General features: G+C 71.5%; 21 protein-coding genes. 14 read left to right on the forward strand and 7 right to left on the reverse strand.

The window, feature by feature from the left end; genetic code table 11:
* Nucleotides 1-20: 20 nt before the first annotated feature.
* The 3 genes from OG210_RS29810 to OG210_RS29820 all read right to left on the reverse strand — a co-directional run bounded on the left by OG210_RS29810 (nt 21) and on the right by OG210_RS29820 (nt 1928).
* Entirely contained in the window at nt 21-590 is a 570-nt protein-coding gene (locus tag OG210_RS29810; protein WP_371539619.1) for a hypothetical protein, read from the reverse strand.
* A gap of 180 nt (nt 591-770) precedes the next feature.
* Complete coding sequence (locus OG210_RS29815; protein WP_328323950.1) at nt 771-1376, reverse strand: class I SAM-dependent methyltransferase; 606 nt, start codon at nt 1374-1376, stop codon at nt 771-773.
* A 69-nt stretch (nt 1377-1445) separates the two neighbouring features.
* Nucleotides 1446-1928: a MarR family transcriptional regulator gene (locus OG210_RS29820; RefSeq protein ID WP_328323948.1), complete on the reverse strand. Its 483-nt coding sequence runs from the start codon at nt 1926-1928 to the stop codon at nt 1446-1448.
* A gap of 74 nt (nt 1929-2002) precedes the next feature.
* On the opposite strand from OG210_RS29820, the gene OG210_RS29825 reads away from it, so the two are divergent.
* The 13 genes from OG210_RS29825 (at nt 2003) to OG210_RS29885 (ending at nt 16511) form a co-directional block, all read left to right on the forward strand.
* Nucleotides 2003-2191 (forward strand): hypothetical protein, encoded by a 189-nt coding sequence (locus OG210_RS29825; RefSeq protein WP_371539622.1) that lies wholly within the window; start codon nt 2003-2005, stop codon nt 2189-2191.
* Nucleotides 2184-3062, forward strand: coding sequence for a VC0807 family protein (locus tag OG210_RS29830; protein ID WP_328323943.1), 879 nt, complete (start codon nt 2184-2186; stop codon nt 3060-3062). Before OG210_RS29825 ends, OG210_RS29830 begins: the two co-directional genes overlap by 8 nt.
* 279 nt (nt 3063-3341) lie before the next feature.
* Nucleotides 3342-4694: an erythromycin esterase family protein gene (locus tag OG210_RS29835; protein WP_371539625.1), complete on the forward strand. Its 1353-nt coding sequence runs from the start codon at nt 3342-3344 to the stop codon at nt 4692-4694.
* A 68-nt stretch (nt 4695-4762) separates the two neighbouring features.
* Nucleotides 4763-5416: a phosphoribosyltransferase gene (locus OG210_RS29840; RefSeq protein ID WP_371539628.1), complete on the forward strand. Its 654-nt coding sequence runs from the start codon at nt 4763-4765 to the stop codon at nt 5414-5416.
* A 323-nt stretch (nt 5417-5739) separates the two neighbouring features.
* On the forward strand, nt 5740-6309 hold the full coding sequence (locus tag OG210_RS29845; protein WP_371539631.1) for a 2Fe-2S iron-sulfur cluster-binding protein: 570 nt from the start codon (nt 5740-5742) through the stop codon (nt 6307-6309).
* Nucleotides 6306-7295, forward strand: coding sequence for a xanthine dehydrogenase family protein subunit M (locus tag OG210_RS29850; protein ID WP_328323935.1), 990 nt, complete (start codon nt 6306-6308; stop codon nt 7293-7295). The genes OG210_RS29845 and OG210_RS29850 overlap by 4 nt, the downstream gene beginning before the upstream one ends.
* 63 nt (nt 7296-7358) lie before the next feature.
* On the forward strand, nt 7359-9449 hold the full coding sequence (locus tag OG210_RS29855) for a xanthine dehydrogenase family protein molybdopterin-binding subunit (protein WP_371540539.1): 2091 nt from the start codon (nt 7359-7361) through the stop codon (nt 9447-9449).
* A 72-nt stretch (nt 9450-9521) separates the two neighbouring features.
* Nucleotides 9522-10394 (forward strand): endo alpha-1,4 polygalactosaminidase, encoded by an 873-nt coding sequence (locus tag OG210_RS29860; protein ID WP_328323933.1) that lies wholly within the window; start codon nt 9522-9524, stop codon nt 10392-10394.
* Between the two features lie 213 nt (nt 10395-10607).
* Nucleotides 10608-12827, forward strand: a complete 2220-nt coding sequence (locus tag OG210_RS29865; protein ID WP_328323931.1) for an NADP-dependent isocitrate dehydrogenase — start codon at nt 10608-10610, stop codon at nt 12825-12827.
* 382 nt (nt 12828-13209) lie between these two features.
* On the forward strand, nt 13210-13464 hold the full coding sequence (locus tag OG210_RS29870; RefSeq protein ID WP_328323929.1) for a hypothetical protein: 255 nt from the start codon (nt 13210-13212) through the stop codon (nt 13462-13464).
* Complete coding sequence (locus OG210_RS29875; protein ID WP_328323927.1) at nt 13461-14456, forward strand: ATP-binding cassette domain-containing protein; 996 nt, start codon at nt 13461-13463, stop codon at nt 14454-14456. Before OG210_RS29870 ends, OG210_RS29875 begins: the two co-directional genes overlap by 4 nt.
* Complete coding sequence (locus OG210_RS29880; protein ID WP_328323925.1) at nt 14456-15367, forward strand: ABC transporter permease; 912 nt, start codon at nt 14456-14458, stop codon at nt 15365-15367. Before OG210_RS29875 ends, OG210_RS29880 begins: the two co-directional genes overlap by 1 nt.
* A gap of 100 nt (nt 15368-15467) precedes the next feature.
* On the forward strand, nt 15468-16511 hold the full coding sequence (locus OG210_RS29885; protein WP_371539636.1) for a lactonase family protein: 1044 nt from the start codon (nt 15468-15470) through the stop codon (nt 16509-16511).
* Nucleotides 16512-16641: 130 nt separating this feature from the next.
* On the opposite strand, the gene OG210_RS29890 is transcribed toward OG210_RS29885, so the two are convergent.
* From OG210_RS29890 to OG210_RS29905, 4 genes are all read right to left on the reverse strand, one after another.
* Nucleotides 16642-17568 (reverse strand): hypothetical protein, encoded by a 927-nt coding sequence (locus tag OG210_RS29890; protein ID WP_328323921.1) that lies wholly within the window; start codon nt 17566-17568, stop codon nt 16642-16644.
* Nucleotides 17569-17660: 92 nt separating this feature from the next.
* Nucleotides 17661-18746, reverse strand: coding sequence for an N-acetylglucosamine kinase (locus OG210_RS29895; protein WP_371539639.1), 1086 nt, complete (start codon nt 18744-18746; stop codon nt 17661-17663).
* On the reverse strand, nt 18743-19420 hold the full coding sequence (locus tag OG210_RS29900; RefSeq protein WP_328323917.1) for a uracil-DNA glycosylase: 678 nt from the start codon (nt 19418-19420) through the stop codon (nt 18743-18745). The genes OG210_RS29895 and OG210_RS29900 overlap by 4 nt, the downstream gene beginning before the upstream one ends.
* Before the next feature lie 48 nt (nt 19421-19468).
* Complete coding sequence (locus tag OG210_RS29905; RefSeq protein ID WP_328323915.1) at nt 19469-20554, reverse strand: exo-alpha-sialidase; 1086 nt, start codon at nt 20552-20554, stop codon at nt 19469-19471.
* Nucleotides 20555-20844: 290 nt separating this feature from the next.
* Here OG210_RS29905 and argG point away from each other — a divergent pair, with 290 nt between their 5' ends.
* Complete coding sequence (argG, locus tag OG210_RS29910; protein WP_328323913.1) at nt 20845-22293, forward strand: argininosuccinate synthase; 1449 nt, start codon at nt 20845-20847, stop codon at nt 22291-22293.
* Nucleotides 22294-22332 lie beyond the last annotated feature (39 nt).

A 22332-nucleotide genomic window follows, 5' to 3' on the forward strand; every position in this document is an offset into this window, starting at 1 on the left:
TCGCCGTGCTGGACGGGGTCTCAGGTGGCCGGGTTGCCACGGCCGGGCAGCTGTCCGCCCGGCGAGACGTACCTCATCCGGCCGAGCTTGTCGGTAACCGGTATGAAGCCTGCGGCCCGCAACCGGGCGCCGTACCTGTCGCGTTTGCGTCGGACGGACGCGAGCCCGACAGGTACGAGGAGCATGAATGCGGCCCAGAGGAGGCCCGCGACGAGGGCGGCGGTGCTGTGCAGGCCGAACCGGACGCAGGGGGCCGCAGTCAACACCGTCGCCAGGGGAAGTCCCAGCGCCAGCCGCTGCTTGGCCGTGTACTGGCTGGCGAGGTCGAAGGAGATGCGGGCCTTGAGCAACTCGACCTCCTCGCGTACCGGGGGAGGCAGTGAAACCCCGTCGTCCGCGTTCGGATACAGCGCACGGTTCCGGTCGGCGCGTGCCTGTGCCTCGGGGCTCGGGTCAGGCACGAGTTCCAGCATGAGCTGCTCGGACTTGAGTCCTCCGAACCCCGCTCCGGCGTACGCGTAGCCGAACTGCTCGGCGATGAAGGCGAGTTGAGCGAAACCCCCGATCGACCCCGCCGAGCGGGCGATCACCACTCGTTCCCCGTTTGCTATTTTCCCCAACATCGCGCGCACATGCTTTTTACGCACCCGGCATCCCCCCATCACGAACAATCCACGAAGTATTCCATGCGTGGATACCCGCCCGGGCTAAGGGAGTTGCGTTGTCGGTCCACGGCAACACTTGGTGACGTTCGCCGCGGAACGAACGGCCTACCTCAGCCCCAGACAACTCCACCGCACGCCTGACCGCCCATGGGGATCCTCGTGCTCGCTGAGATGCACCAGGCTCAGCCCATGGCCGCGGGCGAGCCGCACCGTCTCATCCGGCGATACGTCGAACATCCGCCGCCCCGCTGGGATCGGACCGTGCCGCAAGGACAGGACCACCTGCCCCCCGGCCGCGAGCAGACCGGCGATGCCCTCCATCGCCGACTCCCGCTGTAGACCGTCCAGATGCATCCACACGGCCGTCAGCAGGATCAGGTCGAAACGCTGGTCCCGGCCGCGAAGCACCCGCAGCTCCGGCAGTGAGTCGTCGATCCACTCGATGGCCTGGCCGGCGTGGACCTGCTGACCCAGCGAGCGCAGCTCGGCAGTGGGCTCGACGGCGAGGACTCGGTGCCCCTGGCCGGCCAGTGCGGCGGCATCGCGCCCGCTGCCCGCGCCGATGTCCAGGACCACGCTCGGCCGGGAGGGGAAAAGATGCAGCACATCACGGTGGACGTCGGCGAAGGACACGCTCTCGTACTGCTCGACGAGCGCATCGGCGGCATCGGCGTAACCCGCAGTACTGGTCAGGCTCTTCGGATCGACCATTCGCACAGCCTAGCGAGCGGGCGCCCCAGGTGTTCGCGCCGACGAAGTACAGGTTCAGGCGTACGCGCCTTACTTCAGCCCCTCCATCTCGGAGACCCGCGCGGTGTTGGCGATCAGTACATCCGTGGCCTTGCGGATCCAGCTCAGGATCGCGCGCAGCTCTGCCTCGTCGTACCCGGCCGTGGTCGACCCCATGTCCGCCCCGAACGGGCCGAAGACGGCTGCCTGCAGAGCGTTCAGTCGCTCGTTGGGCACCAGCTCGATGAGCACCCTCCGGCGGTCGCCGGGGTCGCGGGTGCGGCGCGCGTAGCCCGCGCTCTCCAGCCGGTCGACGAGCCCGGTCACAGCTCCGCTGGTCAGACCCGTGTGCTCCGCAATGGTGCCCGCTGTGACCGGACCGAGCCGCATGAGTGTGTCGAGGCATTTCCGCTCGCTCGCGCGCAGTCCCATCAGTTTGCCGACGGTTTCGTGGAAGTTGACCACCGCACTGGCGAACTCGCGACCGAGCAGGGTGGCTGCCGTGGCCGCCTCGGCCGATCCGTCTTGCGTCATGGCCTCAATGTAACTTAGCCTCTCGCTATCTTAGTAACTAAGATACTTAGCGGGTGATGGAAAGTGGTGGGCAGATGTATGTCGTCGTCGGCGTGGGACTGGCCGGCCCGTGCCCCGGGAAGGGGCTGCGCGGCTCGGGCGCGGAGGCCGAGGCGCGCGAGGCGGGGCGCGGCATGCGGGTGCCGGCGGGCGCGGCGCTGCGTAGGTCGGCCGCGTACGCCGCCGACCGCGACGAACGTCCCGAGGAGACCCCCAGTGCCTGATGCCGGAACCCGCGCCAGGATTCTGATGCCGCTGGCCGTGCTCGCCAACGCCTTCGTCGACATCCTCCTTCCCGTCATCGCGCTGATGGTGCTCGCGCCCACCGGCCTGTCCGCCCCCCTGCGGCTGACCGTCGGCGGCACCCTCGTGGCGGCGAAGGCCGTGGCCGGAACGATCGGGTCCGCGCGGTACCGGTGGCGGCTGGGTGCCGTGTCGGCGGCCGTACCGATCGCGGCCCTGCTCGGCTGCCACGCAGCCGGCCTGGCCGACGTCGCGTGCATGGTCGTGGCCTCCGCCGTGGCCGCCGCGATCATCTGCGGCGACCTCGTACGGAGTCGCCTGAGGGGCGGGGCCGGACCCGGCCTCGACCGGTTCGCGCTGCTGGTCCTGATCGAGGTGGGGGCCTCTGTCGTCATCTCCTCGATCAGTGGCGATCCGCGGTTCGTGCTCGCTCGAAGCTCGATCTACCCGGGGGCGGCCGGTGTCTACGTGCTCGCGACGGCCTGGTCGAAGCAGCCGCTCATGCGCGTCGCGCTCAAGCCGGTGGCGACCGAGGGGGACCCGGTCCGTGGCGAGGCGTTCGAGCGTGCCTGGTGCCGCTCCCGGCGGTTCCGGACGGTCTACCGTGGCCTGACCGCGGGGCTCGGGGTGGTCCTGCTCGTCGAATCCGTGCTGCGGATCGTCGTGATCTACAGCCTGCCGGCCGGGGCCATCGTCCGGTCCGGGCTCACCTCGCAGCTGCCCGGGATCGTGCTGCTCGCCCTGTGGTTCGTCACCGGCCGCGGTGTGGTCGTGCCACGCGCCATGCGGATCCTGGAGGCCGAGATGCCGGATCGGCAGCGCCCGGAACCGGACAACGCGCCTGCCCGGTGAGCCCATGAGGGGGCCGCCGGGACCGGATCACGACTCGGCCAATCGCGCACCGCGAGTGCCCCCCGGTGCCTGTCCCGTCCCGACTCTCCCGCGCGTCGGTGGAGAGGTGACTCCACCTGTCCGCCCGGCGCGGTGACGTGAGACATCGCTCGTCTGTTCGAATATTTTTGGGGGATCCGGAAGGGACTTGGGTGGCTCCGGAGCGTTGGACTATGGGTGCGAGGTGGCGCCAGACTGGGTCGTGAGCCCAGCGCGCTGTCTGTGCGAAAGGGAACGGCCATGGCCTCCAGGTGGTCGGACACGAAGCCCCAGGTGGACCGGGCCCGTGAGAGGGCCCAGCCGCTGACCGGCTCCGCGTCGTTCGGCCCGTTGCTGGAGCGGATCGGCGACGCACGGTACGTGCTGCTGGGGGAGGCCTCCCACGGCAGTGCCGATTACTACCGCTGGCGGGCGGTCCTGACGCGTCGGCTGATCGAGGAGAAGGGCTTCTCCTTCGTCGCGGTGGAGGGTGACTGGCCGGACTGCCAGGCCGTTCACCGCTCGGTCACGGCGGCGCCGGGCGCCCCCGATGACCCGTTCGACGCGCTGATGGAGTTCGGCCGCTGGCCGACCTGGATGTGGGCCAACACCAATGTGCTCCGCTTCGCCCGGTGGCTGCGTGGGCACAACATCGGCCTGCCGACGGGTAGTTCGCCCGTTGGATTCTTCGGCCTGGACGTCTACTCCCTGTGGGAGTCGCTGGACGCCGTGATCGGCTACCTCGACGCACACGCCCCGGCCGGACTGGCGGGCGCGCTGGAGGCCTACCGCTGCTTCGAGCCGTACGCCGGGGATCCCCGCTCCTACGCGCACGCCACCCGGGTCGCGCCGTCCGGTTGCGAGCCCGAAGTACGCGCCCTGCTGGTGCAGTTGAGACAGTCCATGGAGGACGCCGAGGCGGCCGATGGCAGCTTCGCGCAATTCGCCGCTCGGCAGAACGCGGAGGTGCTGGCCGGCGCCGAACGCTACTACCGGGCCATGGTGGGTGGTGGTCCGGAGTCCTGGAACATCCGTGATCACCACATGGCCGACACCCTCGACCGGCTCATGGAGCACCACGGTCCCGATGCGAAGGCTGTGGTGTGGGCACACAACACCCATGTCGGAGACGCACGGGCCACCGACATGCCCGCGGCCGGAGTGGTGAATCTCGGCCAGATCGTTCGCGAACGCCATGCCACGGAAGGCGTCGTGCTGGTCGGTTTCGGCTCCTACGACGGAACGGTGGTCGCCGCCGACCACTGGGGGGACGCCCCGAGCATGATGCGCGTACCTCCCGCGCGGACGGACAGTGTGGAGGAACTGCTGCACCGGGCACTTCCCGGCGGCGCGGGACTGTTCGTCTTCCCGGAGGGCGTCCATTACGCGGTGCCCGCCGGTCACAGCCCCGACTGGTTCGACGAGGAGCGGGACCACCGTGCCATCGGAGTGGTCTACCGGCCCGATCCCGAGAATCGGGGAAACTACGTCCCCACCGTGCTCGGCGAACGCTACGACGCCTTCGTCTTCCTCGACCGCAGCCAAGCCCTCGCCCCGCTCCACGGGGCTCTGCTGGGCGCCGGCGAGAAGGAGACCTGGCCCACCGGGATGTGACACCGGCGCACGATCATTGAGAGCCGTAACTGCCGGAGCCGTCGCAGCTACGGAAGAGAGGAAGGATCATGCGATTCCGTGACCGCCGGGAAGCCGGGCGGGACCTCGCCGCGGAGCTCCTCACAGCGGCGGCCGCCGGCGACATCCTCCGCCCCCTGGTGCTGGCGCTTCCACGGGGCGGTGTGCCCGTCGCGGCGGAGGTCGCCCGGGCCCTGAAAGCGCCGCTGGATGTGCTCGTCGTCCGCAAGATCGGCGTACCGGGACACCCGGAGACAGGGGTCGGAGCGATCGCCGACGACGACCCGCCCCTGTTCGACTCGCGGTCCCTGCAGTGGCTCGGCCTGAGCGAAGACGCGCTCGCGCCCACCGTCGCCGACGAGCGCACCGAACTCCACCGTCGGGAAGACCTCTACCGGCACGGCAGGCCCTCGCTGGTGTGCGGTGGCCGGACCGTGATCCTTGTCGACGACGGACTCGCCACCGGCGTCACGGCACGCGCGGCCGTACGCCACCTGCGCCGGCAGGCACCCGAACGTCTGCTCCTGGCGGTCCCCGTGGGCGCGGCCGACGGCATCGCGGCGCTGCGCCAGGAGGCCGACGAGGTGATCTGCCTGCAGCAGCCGGAACTCTTCCAGGCGGTGGGCCAGTGGTACCTGGAGTTCGACCAGACCTCCGACGGCGAGGTGATCGAGATCCTGCGGGAGTTCACCGTTCCGGCCTGAGTCGGAGCAGTGGGCGGAGGCCGCGCGACGGGGTGGCTCGGGCCGAGCGGTACGCCACCGAGAGCACCCCGTACGTACCGGGACCGCGCCACGTACGTACGGGATGGCTTGCGGCTGCCCCCGTGCGTACCCCCGTGATCCCGGGCGCGTGCCCCGCACGGACCGCGTCCAGTGGCATGCGGTGGCTCCGTGGCATCAAGTGGGAGCGGCGGCCGTTCGGCGCGGGTGCCGGATCCAGCGAGTGGATCCGGGTACCTGCGCATCCGCAGGCCGCACCGACCGATCCGCGACCCACCGCAGAGCAGAAAGGGTGTGAAGCACGGATGCAGCCGAGCACCGGACGGCCCCGGCCGCACGACCCGGCAGGGAAGACGCCCGCGTGGTCGACCGTGACCCTGCGGGTCAACGGGATGGCGCACACCCTGGAACTGGACCACCGCACCACGGTCCTGGACGCCCTCAGGGACGAGATCGGGCTCACGGGTGCGAAAAAAGGCTGCGACCACGGGCAGTGCGGCGCCTGCACGGTACTGGTCGGCGGACGCCGGGCCAACAGCTGCCTGCTGCTGGCCGTCGCCCACCAGGACACCCCCATCACCACCATCGAGGGCCTCGCTTCCGCGGGCGCCCCGCACCCCGTCCAGGAGGCATTCCTGGACCGGGACGGATTCCAGTGCGGCTACTGCACCCCGGGGCAGATCTGCTCGGCGGTCGGCGTGCTGGCCGAAGCCGCCGCGGGCCACCCCTCCCATGTCACGGCGGCGGCCGACCTCGCCGACGAGGGACCCGCCGAACTCACCCCGGACGAGATCCGGGAGCGGATGAGCGGCAATCTGTGCCGGTGCGGCGCCTACCCCCGTATCGTCGAAGCCGTCGGGGACGTGGTCGCGTGAAGCCGTTCGGTTACGTCAGGGCCCGCAGCACCGAGGACGCCGTGCACCACTTCCTCTCGCTGCCGGACGCCCGCTTCCTCGGCGGCGGTACCAATCTCGTCGACCTCATGAAGCTCGGTGTGGAGACCCCCGGCACCCTCGTCGACGTCAGCGGGCTGCCCCTGGACACCGTCAGCGAACTTCCCGGTGGTGGGCTCCGGATCGGGGCGACCGTGCGCAACAGCGATCTCGCCGCGCATCCGGCGGTGCGCCGCGACCTGCCCGTCCTGGCCCAGGCCCTGCTGTCCGGTGCGTCGGGCCAGCTCCGCAACATGGCCACCACCGGGGGCAACCTCCTCCAGCGGACCCGCTGCCCGTACTTCCAGGACACCGGGCAGCCGTGCAACAAGCGCGAACCGGGCTCCGGTTGCGGGGCCGTCGACGGCGTCAACCGCGACCACGCGGTGCTCGGCCACTCCGCGCACTGCGTGGCCACTCACCCCTCCGACATGGCGGTCGCCCTGGCGGCCCTCGACGCCGAAGTCGAACTCGTCGGCCCCGGAGGCGAACGGACGGTCCCCGTGGCCGACTTCCACCGCCTCCCCGGCGACCGCCCCCAGCAGGACACCGTCATCCGGCCCGGAGAACTGATCACCTCGGTGGTGGTCCCGGCGTCGTCCGGGGGGATGCCCTCCGCGTACCGCAAGGCGCGCGACCGGTCCTCGTACGCCTTCGCGCTCGTCTCCGTCGCCGCCGTGCTGGCCGTCGGCGACGACGGGCTGATCCGCTACGCGCGCCTCTGCTTCGGCGGCGTCGCGCACAAACCCTGGCGCGCGGTGACCGCCGAGGCGCTCCTCGTCGGAGCACCGGCCGGTGCGGACACCTATCTGCGCGCCGCCGAGGCCGAACTGGCACAGGCCGCACCGCTGTCCGGCAACGCGTTCAAGGTGAGGCTCGCCCGCCGTCTGGCGGTCGACACCCTGGCCCGTCTCGCGGACCGCGGCTGAGGAGGAGAGCACCCTGTGAACCCCCGACTGCCACTGACCGCATGGCCCGTGTCCGAAGTGCCCATGACGGGCGCCCCCGTCAGCCGCCGCGAAGGCCGGGCGAAAGTCACCGGCGCAGCGGCCTACGCGGCCGAGCACGCCCCTTCGGGCCGTCTGCACGCCTGGCCGGTCCCGGCCGCGATCGCCTCGGGCCGGGTCGGTGCCGTACACACCGAGGACGCCCTGGCGCTGCCCGGCACCGTCGCCGTGCTCACCAGCGAGAACGCGCCCCGGCTTGGCGCCACCGACGACCCGGCCCTCGCCGTTCTGCAGAACGACCGGGTGCCGCACTACGGCTGGCCTGTCGCTCTCGCCGTGGCCGAGACCCTCGCGGGGGCCCGGGCCGCGGCGCACGCCGTGCGGGTGGAGTACGAGAGGGACTCCCACGAGTCCGTCCTGAAGGCCGGCGACCCCGCGATCTACGCGCCGGAGGCCGTCAACGGCGGCTACCCCGCGGACCGGGCGCGCGGTGACTTCGCCACCGCGCACGCCTCGGCTCCGGTCCGCATCGACGTGTCGTACACCGTCTCCCCGCTGCACAACCACCCCATGGAGCCGCACGCCAGCACCGCCGAGTGGACCGGCGGTCATCTGACCGTGCACGACTCCAGCCAGGGTGCGACAGCCGTCCGCGAGGCCCTCGCCACAGTGTTCGCCGTGCCGGAGCGCGACATCACGGTCGTCTCCCAGCACGTCGGCGGCGGGTTCGGGTCCAAGGGCACCCCGCGTCCCCAGGTGGTGCTCGCCGTCATGGCAGCCCTGCACACCGGGCGCCCCGTGACGCTGGCCCTTCCCCGGCGGCAGATGCCCGCGTTGGTCGGGCACCGCGCCCCCACCCTGCAACGGGTGCGGCTGGGGGCGGGCGACGACGGTGTCATCACCGCCCTGGCGCACGAGGCGATCACGCACACTTCGCGGATCACGGAGTTCGTTGAGCAGGCCGCCGTTCCCGGGCGGGTCATGTACCGCTCACCGCACAGCCTGACGACCCATCGCGTCGCGGCCCTCGACGTGCCGAGTCCCTCCTGGATGCGGGCGCCCGGCGAGACTCCCGGCATGTACGCGCTGGAATCCGCGATGGACGAACTCGCCGTCGCGGCCGGCCTGGACCCGGTGGAACTGCGGCTGCGGAACGAGCCGGACACCGAGCCGGACAGCGGCCTCCCGTTCAGCAGCCGGCATCTCACCGAGTGCCTGCGGGAAGGCGCGCGCCGCTTCGGCTGGAACGACCGGGATCCGCGCCCGGGGGTACGGCGCGACGGCGCGCTGCTGGTCGGAACCGGTGTCGCCGCCGCGACCTACCCCGTCCTGGTCTCCCCGTCCCGGGCGACCGCGCACGCGGCGCCCGACGGCACCTTCCTGGTACGGATCAACGCCACCGACATCGGCACGGGCGCCCGTACGGTCCTGGCGCAGATCGCCGCCGACGTGCTGCACGCACCGCTGGCCCGGGTGGCCGTCGACATCGGCAGCAGCGATCTGCCCAGCGCCTCCCTCGCCGGCGGTTCATCGGGCACCGCGTCCTGGGGCTGGGCGGTCCACCAGGCCTGCACCTCGCTCGCGGCGCGGCTCGGGGAACACGAGGGAGAGGTCCCGGCCGACGGCCTGGACGCCACCGCCGACACCAGCGGCCAGGCCGGAGAGCCGGTGCCCTATGCCCGGCACGCCTTCGGGGCCCACTTCGCGGAGGTGGCGGCGGACACGGTGACGGGCGAGGTCCGGGTCCGGCGGATGCTCGGCGTGTACGCGGCCGGACACATCCTCAACTCCCGTACGGCCAAGGCTCAGTTCATCGGTGGCATGGTGATGGGCATCGGGATGGCTCTCACCGAGGGCAGCACTGTCGATCCCGCGTCCGGTGCCTTCGTGGAGTGCGATCTCGCCTCGTACCACGTACCCGTCTGCGCCGACATCCGCGACATCGAGGCGCACTGGATCGAGGAGCAGGACGAGCACCTCAATCCGATGGGCAGCAAGGGCATCGGCGAGATCGGCATTGTCGGCACGGCCGCGGCGATCGGTAACGCCTTTTACCACGCCACCGGCGTCCGGGTGCGCTCGCTCCCGATCACCGCCGACAAGGTGCTGGAGGCGATGGACGGCGCCGGGCTCTGAGAGGTCCGTTCGCCGCAGGGGCGGCTTCCATGATCCAATCGCCTTCCCCCGCCCCCTCCCGAAAGTCCTTGCGTGCCTGCCGTGTTCCGCCGTGCCGCCCGTGTTCTCGCCCCACTGCTGATGGTCCTCGCCGCCGGATGCTCCTCCGGCGCCCCCGCCGACGATCCCACTGGGTCCGCCCCGGCCGCTTCGCCCTCCGCCCGCGACGGCGGCGTCCGCAAGCCCCCGGCCCGGGCGTCCTTCGACTACCAGCTGGGCGGGCCGTACCGGCCGCCGGCCGGGGTGCGGGCGGTCTCCCGCGACCGCACCGCGGACCCCGCACCGGGGCTCTACAACATCTGTTACGTCAACGCCTTCCAGTCGCAGCCGGGTGGCGCGATCGGCTGGTGGCAGAAGCACCACCCCGACCTGCTGCTGCACGACCGCCACGGCAAGCCGGTCGTCGACGAGGACTGGCAGGAGCCCCTCCTCGACATCTCAGGCGCCGCCAAGCGCGAGAAACTCCTGGGCATCGTCGGCCGCTGGATCGACGGCTGCGCCGAAGCCGGGTTCGACGCGGTGGAACCCGACAACCTCGACTCGTACGAGCGCTCGGACCACCTCCTCACCGCCGACGACGCGGCGTCCTTCGCCCGGCTGCTGGCCGAGCGGGCGCACCGGCGGGGTCTGGCCATCGCCCAGAAGAACACCACCGACCTGCTGGACCGGCGCGTGCACATCGGGTTCGACTTCGCCGTCGTCGAGGAGTGCGGCCGCTTCCAGGAGTGCACCGACTTCGCCGACGCCTACCGGGGCAGGGCCTTCGACATCGAGTACGGCGCCAAGGACTTCGACCGGGCCTGCCACTCCTGGGGCAGGAAGCTGTCGGTCACGCTTCGCGACCGGGACGTGAGCCCGGCGGGCGAAAAGGCCCACGTGTACCGGCGGTGCGACGCAGCCGGCTGAGGGGTGCGGTTCCGGGAGACCCGCGAGGCCGGGACCGGACCAGGGCCGGGCCGCAGCGGTGCTGGGGGAGAGCCGGTCGTACGTCCGGGCCGCCCGCGCCCGCGGCCTGATGCGTGCGGCTCCGCCGTCCCGGGGCGGGGCCCTGTCGAGAGGGGGGCGCTCAGGAGATATCTTGATGTCGAGCAATGTTGCAGACGTGGAGCGGAGCACCCGGTGACTGACTCGACCATCATCTATACACATACCGACGAGGCCCCGGCCCTGGCGACGTATTCGTTCCTGCCGGTGATCCAGGCGTACGCCTCGACGGCCGGTGTGACCGTGGAGAGCCGTGACATCTCTCTCGCGGGGCGGATCATCGCCAGTTTCCCCGATCGTCTTGACGAGAGCCGACGGGTCGAGGACGCACTCGCCGAGCTCGGTGAGCTGGCCAGGACGCCCGGCGCGAACATCATCAAGCTGCCGAACATCTCGGCGTCCATCCCCCAGCTGAAGGCCGCCATCGCGGAGCTGCAGAAGCTGGGCTACGCGCTGCCGGACTACCCGGACGACCCGCAGACCGACGAGGACAAGGACGTCCGCGCCCGGTACGACAAGGTCAAGGGCAGCGCCGTCAACCCGGTGCTGCGCGAGGGCAACTCGGACCGCCGCGCCCCGGCGTCGGTGAAGAACTACGCCAAGGCGCACCCGCACCGGATGGGCGCCTGGTCGTCCGACTCGAAGACGAACGTCGCCCACATGGACGCCGACGACTTCCGCTCCACCGAGAAGTCCGCCGTCATCGGCGACGACGGCTCGCTCCGTATCGAGCTGGCCGGGGACGACGGCACCACCACCGTCCTGCGCGAGTCGGTACCCGTACTGGCCGGCGAGGTCGTCGACGCCTCGGTGATGCGCGTGGCCGCGCTCCGTGAGTTCTTCACGGCGCAGATCGCCCGCGCCAAGGCCGAGGACGTGCTCTTCTCGGTGCACCTGAAGGCCACGATGATGAAGGTCTCCGACCCGATCATCTTCGGCCACGTGGTGCGCGCCTTCTTCCCGAAGACGTTCGCCGAGCACGGTGCGGCACTCGCCGCCGCCGGGCTGACCCCGAACGACGGTCTCGGCGGCATCCTCAAGGGCCTGGAGGGGCTGCCCGAGGGCGCGAAGATCAAGGAGTCCTTCGAGGCCGAGCTGGCCGACGGCCCGTCCCTGGCGATGGTCGACTCCGACCGCGGCATCACCAACCTGCATGTGCCGAGCGATGTCATCGTCGACGCGTCCATGCCGGCCATGATCCGCACCTCCGGCCACATGTGGGGCCCGGACGGCGGCGAGGCCGACACCCTGGCGACCATCCCGGACAGCAGTTACGCCGGGATCTACCAGGTCGTCATCGACGACTGCCGCGCCAACGGTGCCTACGACCCGTCGACGATGGGCTCCGTGCCCAACGTCGGTCTGATGGCGCAGAAGGCCGAGGAGTACGGCAGTCACGACAAGACCTTCGAGATCCCGGTCACCGGCACGGTGCGGGTCCTCGACGGCCAGGGCAACGCCGTACTGGAGCACGCCGTCAGCGCCGGTGACATCTGGCGCATGTGCCAGACCAAGGACCTGCCGATCCAGGACTGGGTCAAGCTCGCGGTGACCCGCGCCCGCGCGACCGGCACCCCGGCCGTGTTCTGGCTCGACGAGGGACGCGCGCACGACGCCGCCCTGATCGCCAAGGTCAAGGCGTACCTCCCCGAGCACGACACCGACGGTCTGCAGATCGAGATCATGACGCCGGCGGACGCCATCGCGTTCTCCCTGGAGCGCATCCGCCGCGGCGAGGACACGATCTCCGTCACCGGCAACGTGCTGCGCGACTACCTGACCGACCTGTTCCCGATCCTTGAGCTGGGCACGAGCGCGAAGATGCTCTCCGTCGTCCCGCTCATGAACGGCGGCGGCCTGTTCGAGACGGGCGCCGGCGGTTCCGCGCCGAAGCACGTCCAGCAGCTCGTCAAGGAGAACTACCTGCGCTGGGACAGCCTGGGTGAGTTCCTCGCGCTGGCGGTCAGCTTCGAGCACCTCGCGCAGACGACGGGCAACGCACGCGCCCAGGTCCTCGCGGACACGCTCGACCGCGCGACCGGCACGTTCCTCAACGAGGACAAGTCGCCGAGCCGCAAGCTCGGCGGCATCGACAACCGCGGCAGCCACTTCTACCTGGCGCTCTACTGGGCCCAGGAGCTGGCCGCGCAGACCGACGACGCCCAGCTCGCCGGGGCGTTCTCGGCGCTCGCCAAGACGCTCGGTGAGCAGGAGCAGACCATCGTCGGCGAGCTGATCGCGGTCCAGGGTTCCCCGGCCGACATCGGCAGCTACTACCAGCCCGACCCGGAGAAGGCCTCGGCCGTCATGCGCCCGTCGGCGACCTTCAACCAGGCCATCGCGACGCTCGGCTGACGTCCGTCCGGCCGGCCGCCCCTGCGGCTGACGGCCGCCGTCCCGCACCCTGGCCGCCCCGGCCGGCATCCCGCCGGCCGGGGCGGCCGCGTTGTGCTCCGGGCCGCCGCCGGACGGGCCCTGACCCGGCCCGGAGCGACGCCGGATGCCGGGGACCGACTTGCGTGGTTCCATGAGAGATGTCAGTGCCTGATGCTCCCGCCGAATCCGTCGAACGGAGGCAACGGGGTTGCACATCAGGCTGATCCACGACTTTCAGGGCGGCGTGCGGCTGTCCGGCCGGACCGGTGCCAGCCGGCCGCCCTCATGGACACGCGCCGTGAATCCGCCCCGCGTACCCCCCCCGGGCGCGCGGGCCGGCGGTCCTGAAAGGAGATGCGGTATGTCCACAGCGATCCTCACCGTGTTCAGACACCTCATACGGCTGGTGACAGGCTCGGCCAGGGCCATCGGCAGCTACGTCGCACACCGCTTCGGGACCCAGGGGGCCCCGGCGGACCACGCCCGGCATCCCCGCCCCGCCGATCTGCTGGCCGGCCGGGTGGAGCAGGCCGAGTACCAGGCGGACCAGGAACGGCTGGCGCTCGCCGACGCGTCCGCCCATCCCCTGCATGTGCCGCCGCTGCCGAGACGATGACCCGTCCCGCAGACCGGGAGCAGCAGAGCAGTCCGGCGCACGGCAGCGCCACCGTCATCCGAGCTGCCGGGCTCACCAAGGCGTACCGCAAGTCGGCCGCCCCAGCGGTGGACGGAATCGACCTCAGGGTGTGCCAGGGCGAGATCTTCGGACTGCTCGGCCCCAACGGGGCGGGCAAGACCACCACCGTCGGCATGCTGACCGCCAGGGTGGTGCCGACGGCGGGGTCGGCGTACGTCGGTGACATCGACGTGGTCGCGGAACCGACGCTGGCCAAGCAGCTCATCGCCGTCGTGAGCCAGCAGAACACGCTGGACCGTTCGCTGACGGTGTGGGAGAACCTTTACTTCCACGGTCTCCTGTTCGGCATCCCGCGCCGGGAGTCCCGCCGTACCGCCGACGCACTCCTCGAACAGTTCCATCTGTCCCGCTGGGCCAAGGCGTCGGTGTTCGCGCTGTCCGGCGGGATGGCACAGCGCCTGATGGTGGCGCGCGCGATCTTCCACCGTCCCGCCGTGCTGTTCCTGGACGAGCCGACGGCCGGACTGGACCCGCAGGGGAGGCTGGCCCTCTGGGAGGCGCTGGACGGGCTGATCGCCGACGGCCAGACGATTCTGCTCACCACGCACAACATGGACGAGGCCGACCACCTCTGCGACCGGGTGGCGATCATCGATCACGGGCGGATCCTCGCCCTGGACACGCCCGCGGCCCTCAAGCAGGGGCTCGGCGCCGACGCCGTGGTCACGGTCGCCACCAGCGGCAGCCAGGAGGGCCTGGCGGCCCGGCTGAACAGCGACATCCACGGCGTCGTCCGCACCCGGCTCGTCGACGGAGCCGTCGAGCTCCAGGTCAAGGGCGCCGAACGGCTGCTGCCGCGGGTCGTCACGAGTGCGGAGGCCGGCGGGTTCGAGCTGGTCGACCTCTCGATCGCCGAGAGCACCCTGGAAACGGTGTTCATCAGCCTGACCGGACAGGAGTTGAGGGACTGATGGCTGCATCGAGTGCCGTCCCGCCGCCCGGGGACGTCCCGTCCGCGGGCGGGTCCGGGCACCCCATCGGCGTAGGGCCCACCCGGTCGGCCGCGGCCTCCAGCCGCTCCGCGCTGAGCGCGCTGATCCAGCGGGATCTGACCGTGCTGATGAAGAACTTCGGCGAGTTCGCGGGCCGGACCGTCATGCAGCCGTTCCTGCTGGTCTTCGTGTTCCTGTACGTGTTCCCGCTCATCGGCCAGGGCATCGGATCGGGCGGCGGCGCCAGGGGGGAGTCGGCGTTCGCCACCGTGCTGGTCCCGGGGGTGGTGTCCATCGCGATCATGTTCCAGGGCATTCAGTCGGTCGCCATCCAGATGTCCCAGGAGTTCGGCTTCACCCGCGAGATCGAGGACCGGGTGCAGGCCCCGTGCCCGATCTGGCTGGTGGCGGCGGCGAGGGTGCTGTCCGGGTCCGCCCAGGGGCTGATCTCGGCGGTCATCGTGCTGCCCATCGCGGCCGTCGTGCACGCGCCCGGGGTGCACCCCCAACTCAGCATCCACTGGTGGATCGTGGTCACTCTGATCCCGCTGTCCTGCCTCACGATGACCTCACTCGGACTGCTTCTGGGCACCACGTTCGAGCCGAGGAACATCGGCGTGATGTTCGGCTTCGTCGTGCTGCCGCTCGTCTTCCTCGGCGGCACGTACTACCAGTGGACCAAGCTGGGTTCCGTGCAGGTGGGCGGATTCCACTGGCTCCAGGTGCTGGTCCTGGTCAACCCCCTGATCTACATGAGCGAGGGGATGCGGGCCGGCTTCACGGACCTGTCCCACATGCGCCTGTACATCGTCTATCCGGTGCTCGCCGGATTCTGTGCGCTCTTCCTCACCCTCGGGCTGCGCAACTTCCGCCGCCGCGTGCTGTCCTGACCGTGCGGCGGCGCGAGCGAATTGGTCCAGACCCTTCCTGCTACCGTCTGCCGGAGCCCGGCCACGCACGGACCGGGCGCGGGCGGAGAGGGGGAGCACGGTGGTCACCACAGGCGCCGGGCGGGCGTTCATCGGGTCGTTCACATCGGCGGGGGGACCGGGGGTCGTCGCCGCTTCGGTGGACGCGGCGGGGGCGCTGACCCTGCTGGGCGCGGCGGACGCCCTGCCGAACCCCTCGTTCCTCGCCCCGGCCCCCGGCGGCTCGGTCCTGTACGCCGTATCCGAGACCGGCAAGGGCGCGGCGGCGGCCTTCGACATCACCGGAGCCCGGCCCCGGATGATCGGTGTGCCGGTCGCCGTGGGCGGCGCCGACCCCACCCACCTCGTACACACCGGCGGGCATGTCGTCACGGCCAACTACAGCTCGGGAAGCGTCAGCGTGCTGCCGGTCCGAGCCGCGGACGGCGGACTGGACGCGCCCGTCTCCGTACTGCGGCACGAGGGCCGGGGACCGGATCCGGCTCGCCAGGAGGGCCCGCACGCACACCAGGTGCAGCAGGACCCCACGGGGCGCTGGGTGCTGAGTGTCGACCTGGGGACGGACTCCGTACGGGTCTGCGCGCTGGACGGCGTCACGGGCGCGCTGACGGTGCACGGAGAGACCGCGCTGCGGCCCGGCAGCGGTCCCCGCCACCTGGCGTTCCACCCGGCGGGGACGCATGTCTACGTCCTGAACGAGCTGGAGCCCACGCTCACGGTCTGCCGCTGGGACGCCGGGACGGGCACGCTGGAGCCGGCCGGCCGGACCGCGCTGCTGCCCGGGGGCGCGGTGGGGGAGAGCTACGGCTCGGGGGTGGCCGTCGCACCCGGCGGACGCTTCGTCTGGGCGGCGAACCGGGGGCAGGACAGCATCTCGGTCCTCGCCGTCGACGAGAGCCGGGAGAAGCCCGTCCTGACCACCACGGTGGGCTGCGGCGGCCGGTGGCCGCGCGACCTCGTGGTGGATCCCGGCGGGAGGCGGCTGTACGCGGCCAATGAGCACTCGGGGGACGTGACCTGGTTCGACATCGACCCGAGGACGGGGATTCCCAGCCGCTCCGGCTCCGTGCAGGTGGCCGCCGCCTCGTGCGTGGTGTTCGTCTGACCGCTCCGGTGGCCTGCCCGGGTCTCCTGGACAGTTGGGCGCGCGCGGGACGTACGGAGGGCCCGCACCGGCATCCTGTGCTGCCCCGGTGCGGGCCCTTTCCCGTATGTGGCTGTGTCCGTCCGGCAGGTCAGCCGACCGGGGCCCCCTGGGACGGCTGCTGCGGGGTGATGCCCAGCGCCGTCGTGTACTTCGAGAGGACCAGCTTGCCGACCGCCGGGTAGGCGCCGAGCGGCTCGGCAGCGGCGCAGTCCGCCTCCTCGGCAGCCCCGGCCAGCAGCTCCGCGCTGACCTCGGGCCCGATCAGGTACGGCGCGAGCGCCAGGTGGGCCGACCCCGAACCCCGCAGCTGCTCCGCGATGGCGGAGACCGAACCGTCCACATCGAGTGCGGCGGCCATCACCGGCACGGCCAGGCGCGCGGCCAGCAGCATCCCGGTGATCCCGGCCGCCTGCACGGCCTCGTCGCCGCCGACCGTCGCCAGGATGATGCCGTCGGCCGCGGTGGCGACCGTGAACAGCCTGGCCCGGTCGGCGCGGGAGAGACCGGCCTCCGAGAGGCGCACGTGCAGACCCTCCGCGAGCAGCGGGTGCGGTCCCAGCACCTCGGTCAGGTCGGCGGCGGTGGTGCTGTCCATCACGGCCTGCCGTATGCGCCGCTCGGTGGCCGCGTCGGGGCCGGCGAGCAGGGGCACCACGACGGCAGTGGCGCCCGTCGGCTCGGCCACCTCACGTCCGGCGGCCCTAGCCAGCTCGTAGCGGGCCACACGCTCGGCCGCGGTGTGGGAAAGGACCGCGTCAAGGGCGGGAAACTCGTCGTCGGCGCCGTCCAGGTAACCGATACGGGCATCCAGGCCGGGCAGCTCGGAGCGGGCGATGGAAATAACCTCTTCCGCCAGGCTGCGGACAGCGGCGGAAGGCGTGCCGGGAACAGCGAGAACCAGCGCGGGCGCGCCCTCAGGAGCCACCGCGGGTTCCGGGCGGCGATGCCGTCCGGTCTGGCGAGGTCGCGGCATTCGTACAGGCAGGCCGGATGCGGGCCCATTGGGGGAGCTCATGGCGCCGCATGCTACTGGCTTTGCAGGCCCGGCTGTTCGGGGAGGGTGCGTTCGCGCGGCGTCTGTCCTCATTTATCCGTTGCGTCTCGGCCTCATCGCGTATCCTGTTCCGCCACCACGCGCAAGAGCTGTGGATGCGGTGGCAGCCGGAGGCTCTCCGTGGCGAGCGCGGAGGCGATGAGTACCGCTCCCACCAGCGGATCCCCGGCCGCCGGTACAGGTCTGGCATACGGGAGCAGGGCGGCGAACTCCTCGCGCACAGGAGTGAGCAGCGGGTCTCCCATCTTGAACAGACCACCCGTGAGGGCTACTTCACAGCCCGGGCGTGACTCCGACGACCCGGACGACCCCGGCGGCTCCGGCGGGCAGACGGCGGCGGCGGCTTCGGCGATCTGCCGGGCCGCGTCCCGCAGAATCGCGGCCGCCACGGGGTCGCTCTCCGCGCACCGGGCCACCTCCGGGGCGAACGAGGCGAGCACCGCGGGCCGGTCCGAACGCGGGTAGAGGACGCCCGGCAGGCCGGCCGCCGGTCCGAAAACCGCCTCCAGCCGCTCCAGCAGCGCGGCCGAACCACCTCGCCGTCCGTCGTGCGCGCGCATCCCGGCCTCCAGGCCGGCCCGGCCGATCCAGGCCCCGCCGCCGCAGTCGCCCAGCAGATGCCCCCAGCCGTCCGCCCTGCGCCACCGGGTGAGGTCGGTGCCCAGCGCGATCATCCCGGTACCCGCAGCGACGACCGCTCCGGGCCGCTGGCCAAGGGCTCCCGCGTACGCCGTCACCGCGTCCGCGGCGAGCGCCAGCCGCCGTACACCGAGCGAGCGCTCAAGCGCCGCAGGCAGCTCCGCGCGCAGCTCGTCCCCGAGCGTCGCCATCCCGGCGGCGCCGATCGCCACCGCCGACACCCGGGCACCGCCTGCGCGCCCGAGCAGTTCCCCGGCCATGGGCAGCAGCTGCTCCAGCAGATGGGCCGCTTCGATACCGCGGGGGCCGGTGCGCACCGGAACCCGGGAGACCAGGGACTCGTGGACCGGGGACTCGTGGACCAGTGGTTCGTGGACCGGGGACTCGGAGGCCGAGGCCCTGGAGGCGGTGGATTCGGTGAGCGCCGGATCCGCCTGCGCCGCGGCGAGCGCGACCCGGAGTCCGGAGCCGCCGGAGTCCACCCCCAGCACCCAGGTCACGGCAGCCGCCAGTCCACGGGCTGGGCACCCTGGCGCACCAGCAGGTCGTTGGTCCGGCTGAACGGGCGCGAACCGAAGAAGCCGCGATCCGCCGACATGGGGGAGGGGTGGGACGACTCGACCGCCGGAAGGTTCCCCAGCAGGGGCCGGAGGTTACGGGCGTCGCGGCCCCACAACACCGAGACCAGCGGCTTTCCCCGCGCGGCCAGGGCCCGGATGGCCTGCTCCGTCACTTCCTCCCAGCCCTTGCCGCGGTGTGCCGCCGGTTTGCGCGGCGCCGTGGTCAGTGCCCTGTTGAGCAGCAGTACGCCCTGCTCGGCCCAGGGCGTCAGATCACCGTTGGAGGGGCGCGGCAGACCCAGGTCCGCATGCATCTCGCGGAAGATGTTGTCGAGACTGCCGGGCACCGGACGCACCTCGGGCGCCACCGAGAAGCTCAGCCCGACGGCGTGCCCCGGCGTGGGATACGGATCCTGGCCGACGATCAGCACACGTACCTCGTCGAACGGCTGCTGGAACGCACGCAGCACGTTCGCCCCGGACGGCAGATAGGTGCGTCCCGCGGCGATCTCGGCGCGCAGGAACTCGCCCATCGCCGTGATCCGTTCGGCTGCGGGAGCGAGCGCCTGCGCCCACCCCGCTTCGACAATTTCATTCAACGGTCGTGCTGCCACGGGGCGTCACTCTACTGGCACACCGCACCGGCGCCGTCCCGGGTGCTGTCAGGCGATCACCGCCGCCCGTACACAGAGCACGTCGGGCAGGTGCGAGGCGAGCTGCTGCCAGGTGTCGCCGTCGTCCGCGCTCGCGTACACCTCGCCGTTGCGGTTGCCGAAGTACACCCCTGCCGGGTCGGCGTCGTCCGTACGGAGCGCGTCGCGCAGCACCGTGCCGTAGTGCGCGCCCCCGGGCAGCCCGGCCGAGAGCGCCTCCCAGCTCGCACCGGCGTCACTGGTGCGGTAGACGCGGCACTTGCGGTCCGCCGGGACGCGGTCCGAGTCGGCCGTGATGGGGAAGACATAGGCCGTGCCGGGGCGGTGCGGGTGGGCGGCGACCGCGAAGCCGAAGGTGGAGGGCAGCCCCGCGCCGATGTCGGACCAGGTGGCGCCCGCGTCGTCACTGCGGTAGACGCCCCAGTGGTTCTGCAGATACAGCCGGTCCGGGTCCCCGGCATCCTGTGCGATCTTGTGGACGCACTGCCCGAACTCCGGCTCGGGGTCAGGCAGGAACACCGCTGACACGCCTTTGTTCGACGGCTCCCAGGCCGAGCCGCCGTCCCGGGAGCGGAACACCCCGGCCGTGGAGACCGCGACGGTCACGGCGTCGGCGCTGCGGCCATCGGTGACCACCGTGTGCACCGCCTCACCGCCTCCGCCCGGCACCCACTTCGACCGGGTCGGGTGCTCCCAGAGCGGCCGCACCAGCTCGAAGGTCTCCCCCCGGTCCTCGGAGCGGAAGAGCGCGGCGGGCTCGGTGCCCGCGTAGACCACGTCCGGAGCCGCCGGCCCGGCCGGATGGAGCTGCCACACCCGCTCCAGCGACGCGCCCGTGTCCTTGGGGAACTTCACCGCGGGTTTCCTCGCCTCGGTCCAGCTCGCCCCGAGATCGTCGGAGTGGAACACCGACGGACCCCAGTGCGCGCTGTCCCCGCCGACGAGCAGTCTCGGCCGGGAGTGGCGCGTGTCGATGGCGATGGAATACACCGCCTGTGCGTTGAAGTGCGGGCCGTCGAACCGCCAGACCCCGCCGGATCTGCGGCCGATGAAGAGGCCCTTGCGCGTGCCCACTGTCAGCAGTACCTCGGTCATGGACGACACCTCTCGTACGGTTCCGGTACGCCGCTTACGTCGCCTGCACCGACCACGTGGTGCAGTGGATTACGGCCAGTCTGCCGCGCCCCACTGACAGTGACCTCCCGAGTGCTCATCCGCCCAGGTCACCGGCGTTTCCGGGGGCGGTGGGCCGCGTCGCCGCGCCGCCGCCCGCGACCGGCGAACCCGCCGGGCCACGAACCCGCCGGACTCACCGGGCCGACCGGACGCAGGGCTCGGAGCACCCTGACTTTGCATGACCATGCGTTGTGGCGCATACTCTTTCCATGTCTAAGGTTCTTACCTCCCTGCCCACCGGCGAGCGCGTCGGCATCGCCTTCTCCGGTGGCCTCGACACCTCCGTCGCGGTCGCGTGGATGCGCGACAAGGGTGCCGTCCCGTGCACCTACACCGCCGACATCGGCCAGTACGACGAGCCCGACATCGCGTCGGTGCCGGGCCGCGCGCTCGCGTACGGCGCCGAGATCGCGCGCCTGGTCGACTGCCGTGCGGCGCTGGTCGAGGAGGGCCTGGCCGCGCTCACCTGCGGTGCGTTCCACATCCGGTCCGGCGGCCGCTCCTACTTCAACACGACGCCGCTCGGCCGCGCCGTCACCGGCACCCTGCTGGTCCGGGCGATGCTTGAGGACGACGTGCAGATCTGGGGTGACGGATCGACGTTCAAGGGCAACGACATCGAGCGGTTCTACCGCTACGGTCTGCTCGCCAACCCGCACCTGCGCATCTACAAGCCGTGGCTCGACGCCGACTTCGTGACCGAACTCGGCGGCCGCAAGGAGATGTCGGAGTGGCTGGTCGCCCACGACCTCCCGTACCGCGACAGCACCGAGAAGGCGTACTCCACCGACGCCAACATCTGGGGCGCCACCCACGAGGCCAAGACCCTGGAGCACCTCGACACCGGCGTCGAGACCGTCGACCCGATCATGGGTGTCCGGTTCTGGGACTCCGAGGTCCGGATCGCCGCCGAGGACGTGACGATCGGCTTCGACCAGGGCCGCCCGGTGACGATCAACGGCGCGAAGTTCGCCACCGCGGTCGACCTGGTGATGGAGGCGAACGCCGTCGGCGGCCGCCACGGCATGGGCATGTCCGACCAGATCGAGAACCGGGTGATCGAGGCCAAGAGCCGCGGTATCTACGAGGCCCCGGGTATGGCGCTGCTGCACGCCGCGTACGAGCGGCTGGTCAACGCGATCCACAACGAGGACACCGTCGCGCAGTACCACAACGAGGGCCGGCGCCTCGGCCGCCTCATGTACGAGGGCCGCTGGCTCGACCCGCAGGCGCTGATGATCCGCGAGTCGCTCCAGCGCTGGGTGGGCGCGGCGGTCACCGGAGAGGTGACGCTGCGGCTGCGGCGCGGCGAGGACTACTCGGTCATGAACACCTCGGGCCCGGCCTTCAGTTACCACCCGGACAAGCTGTCCATGGAGCGCACCGAGGACTCGGCGTTCGGCCCGGTGGACCGGATCGGCCAGCTCACCATGCGCAACCTCGACATCGCCGACTCCCGCGCCAAGCTGGAGCAGTACGCGGATCTCGGCATCGTCGGCAACACGCACGCGACGCTGATCGGTGCCGCCCAGGCCGCATCGACCGGGCTGATCGGCGCGATGCCGCAGGGCGGCGCCGAGGTCATCGCTTCCCGCGGCAAGGTCGACGGCGACGACCAGATGCTCGACCGCGCCGCGATGGAGTTCGGCACCGACTGACCGACTGACCGACGGGCGGCGGCAGGACACCAGCCGGAG

The organism is Streptomyces sp. NBC_00466, assembly GCF_041433995.1.
Lineage (GTDB): Bacteria > Actinomycetota > Actinomycetes > Streptomycetales > Streptomycetaceae > Streptomyces.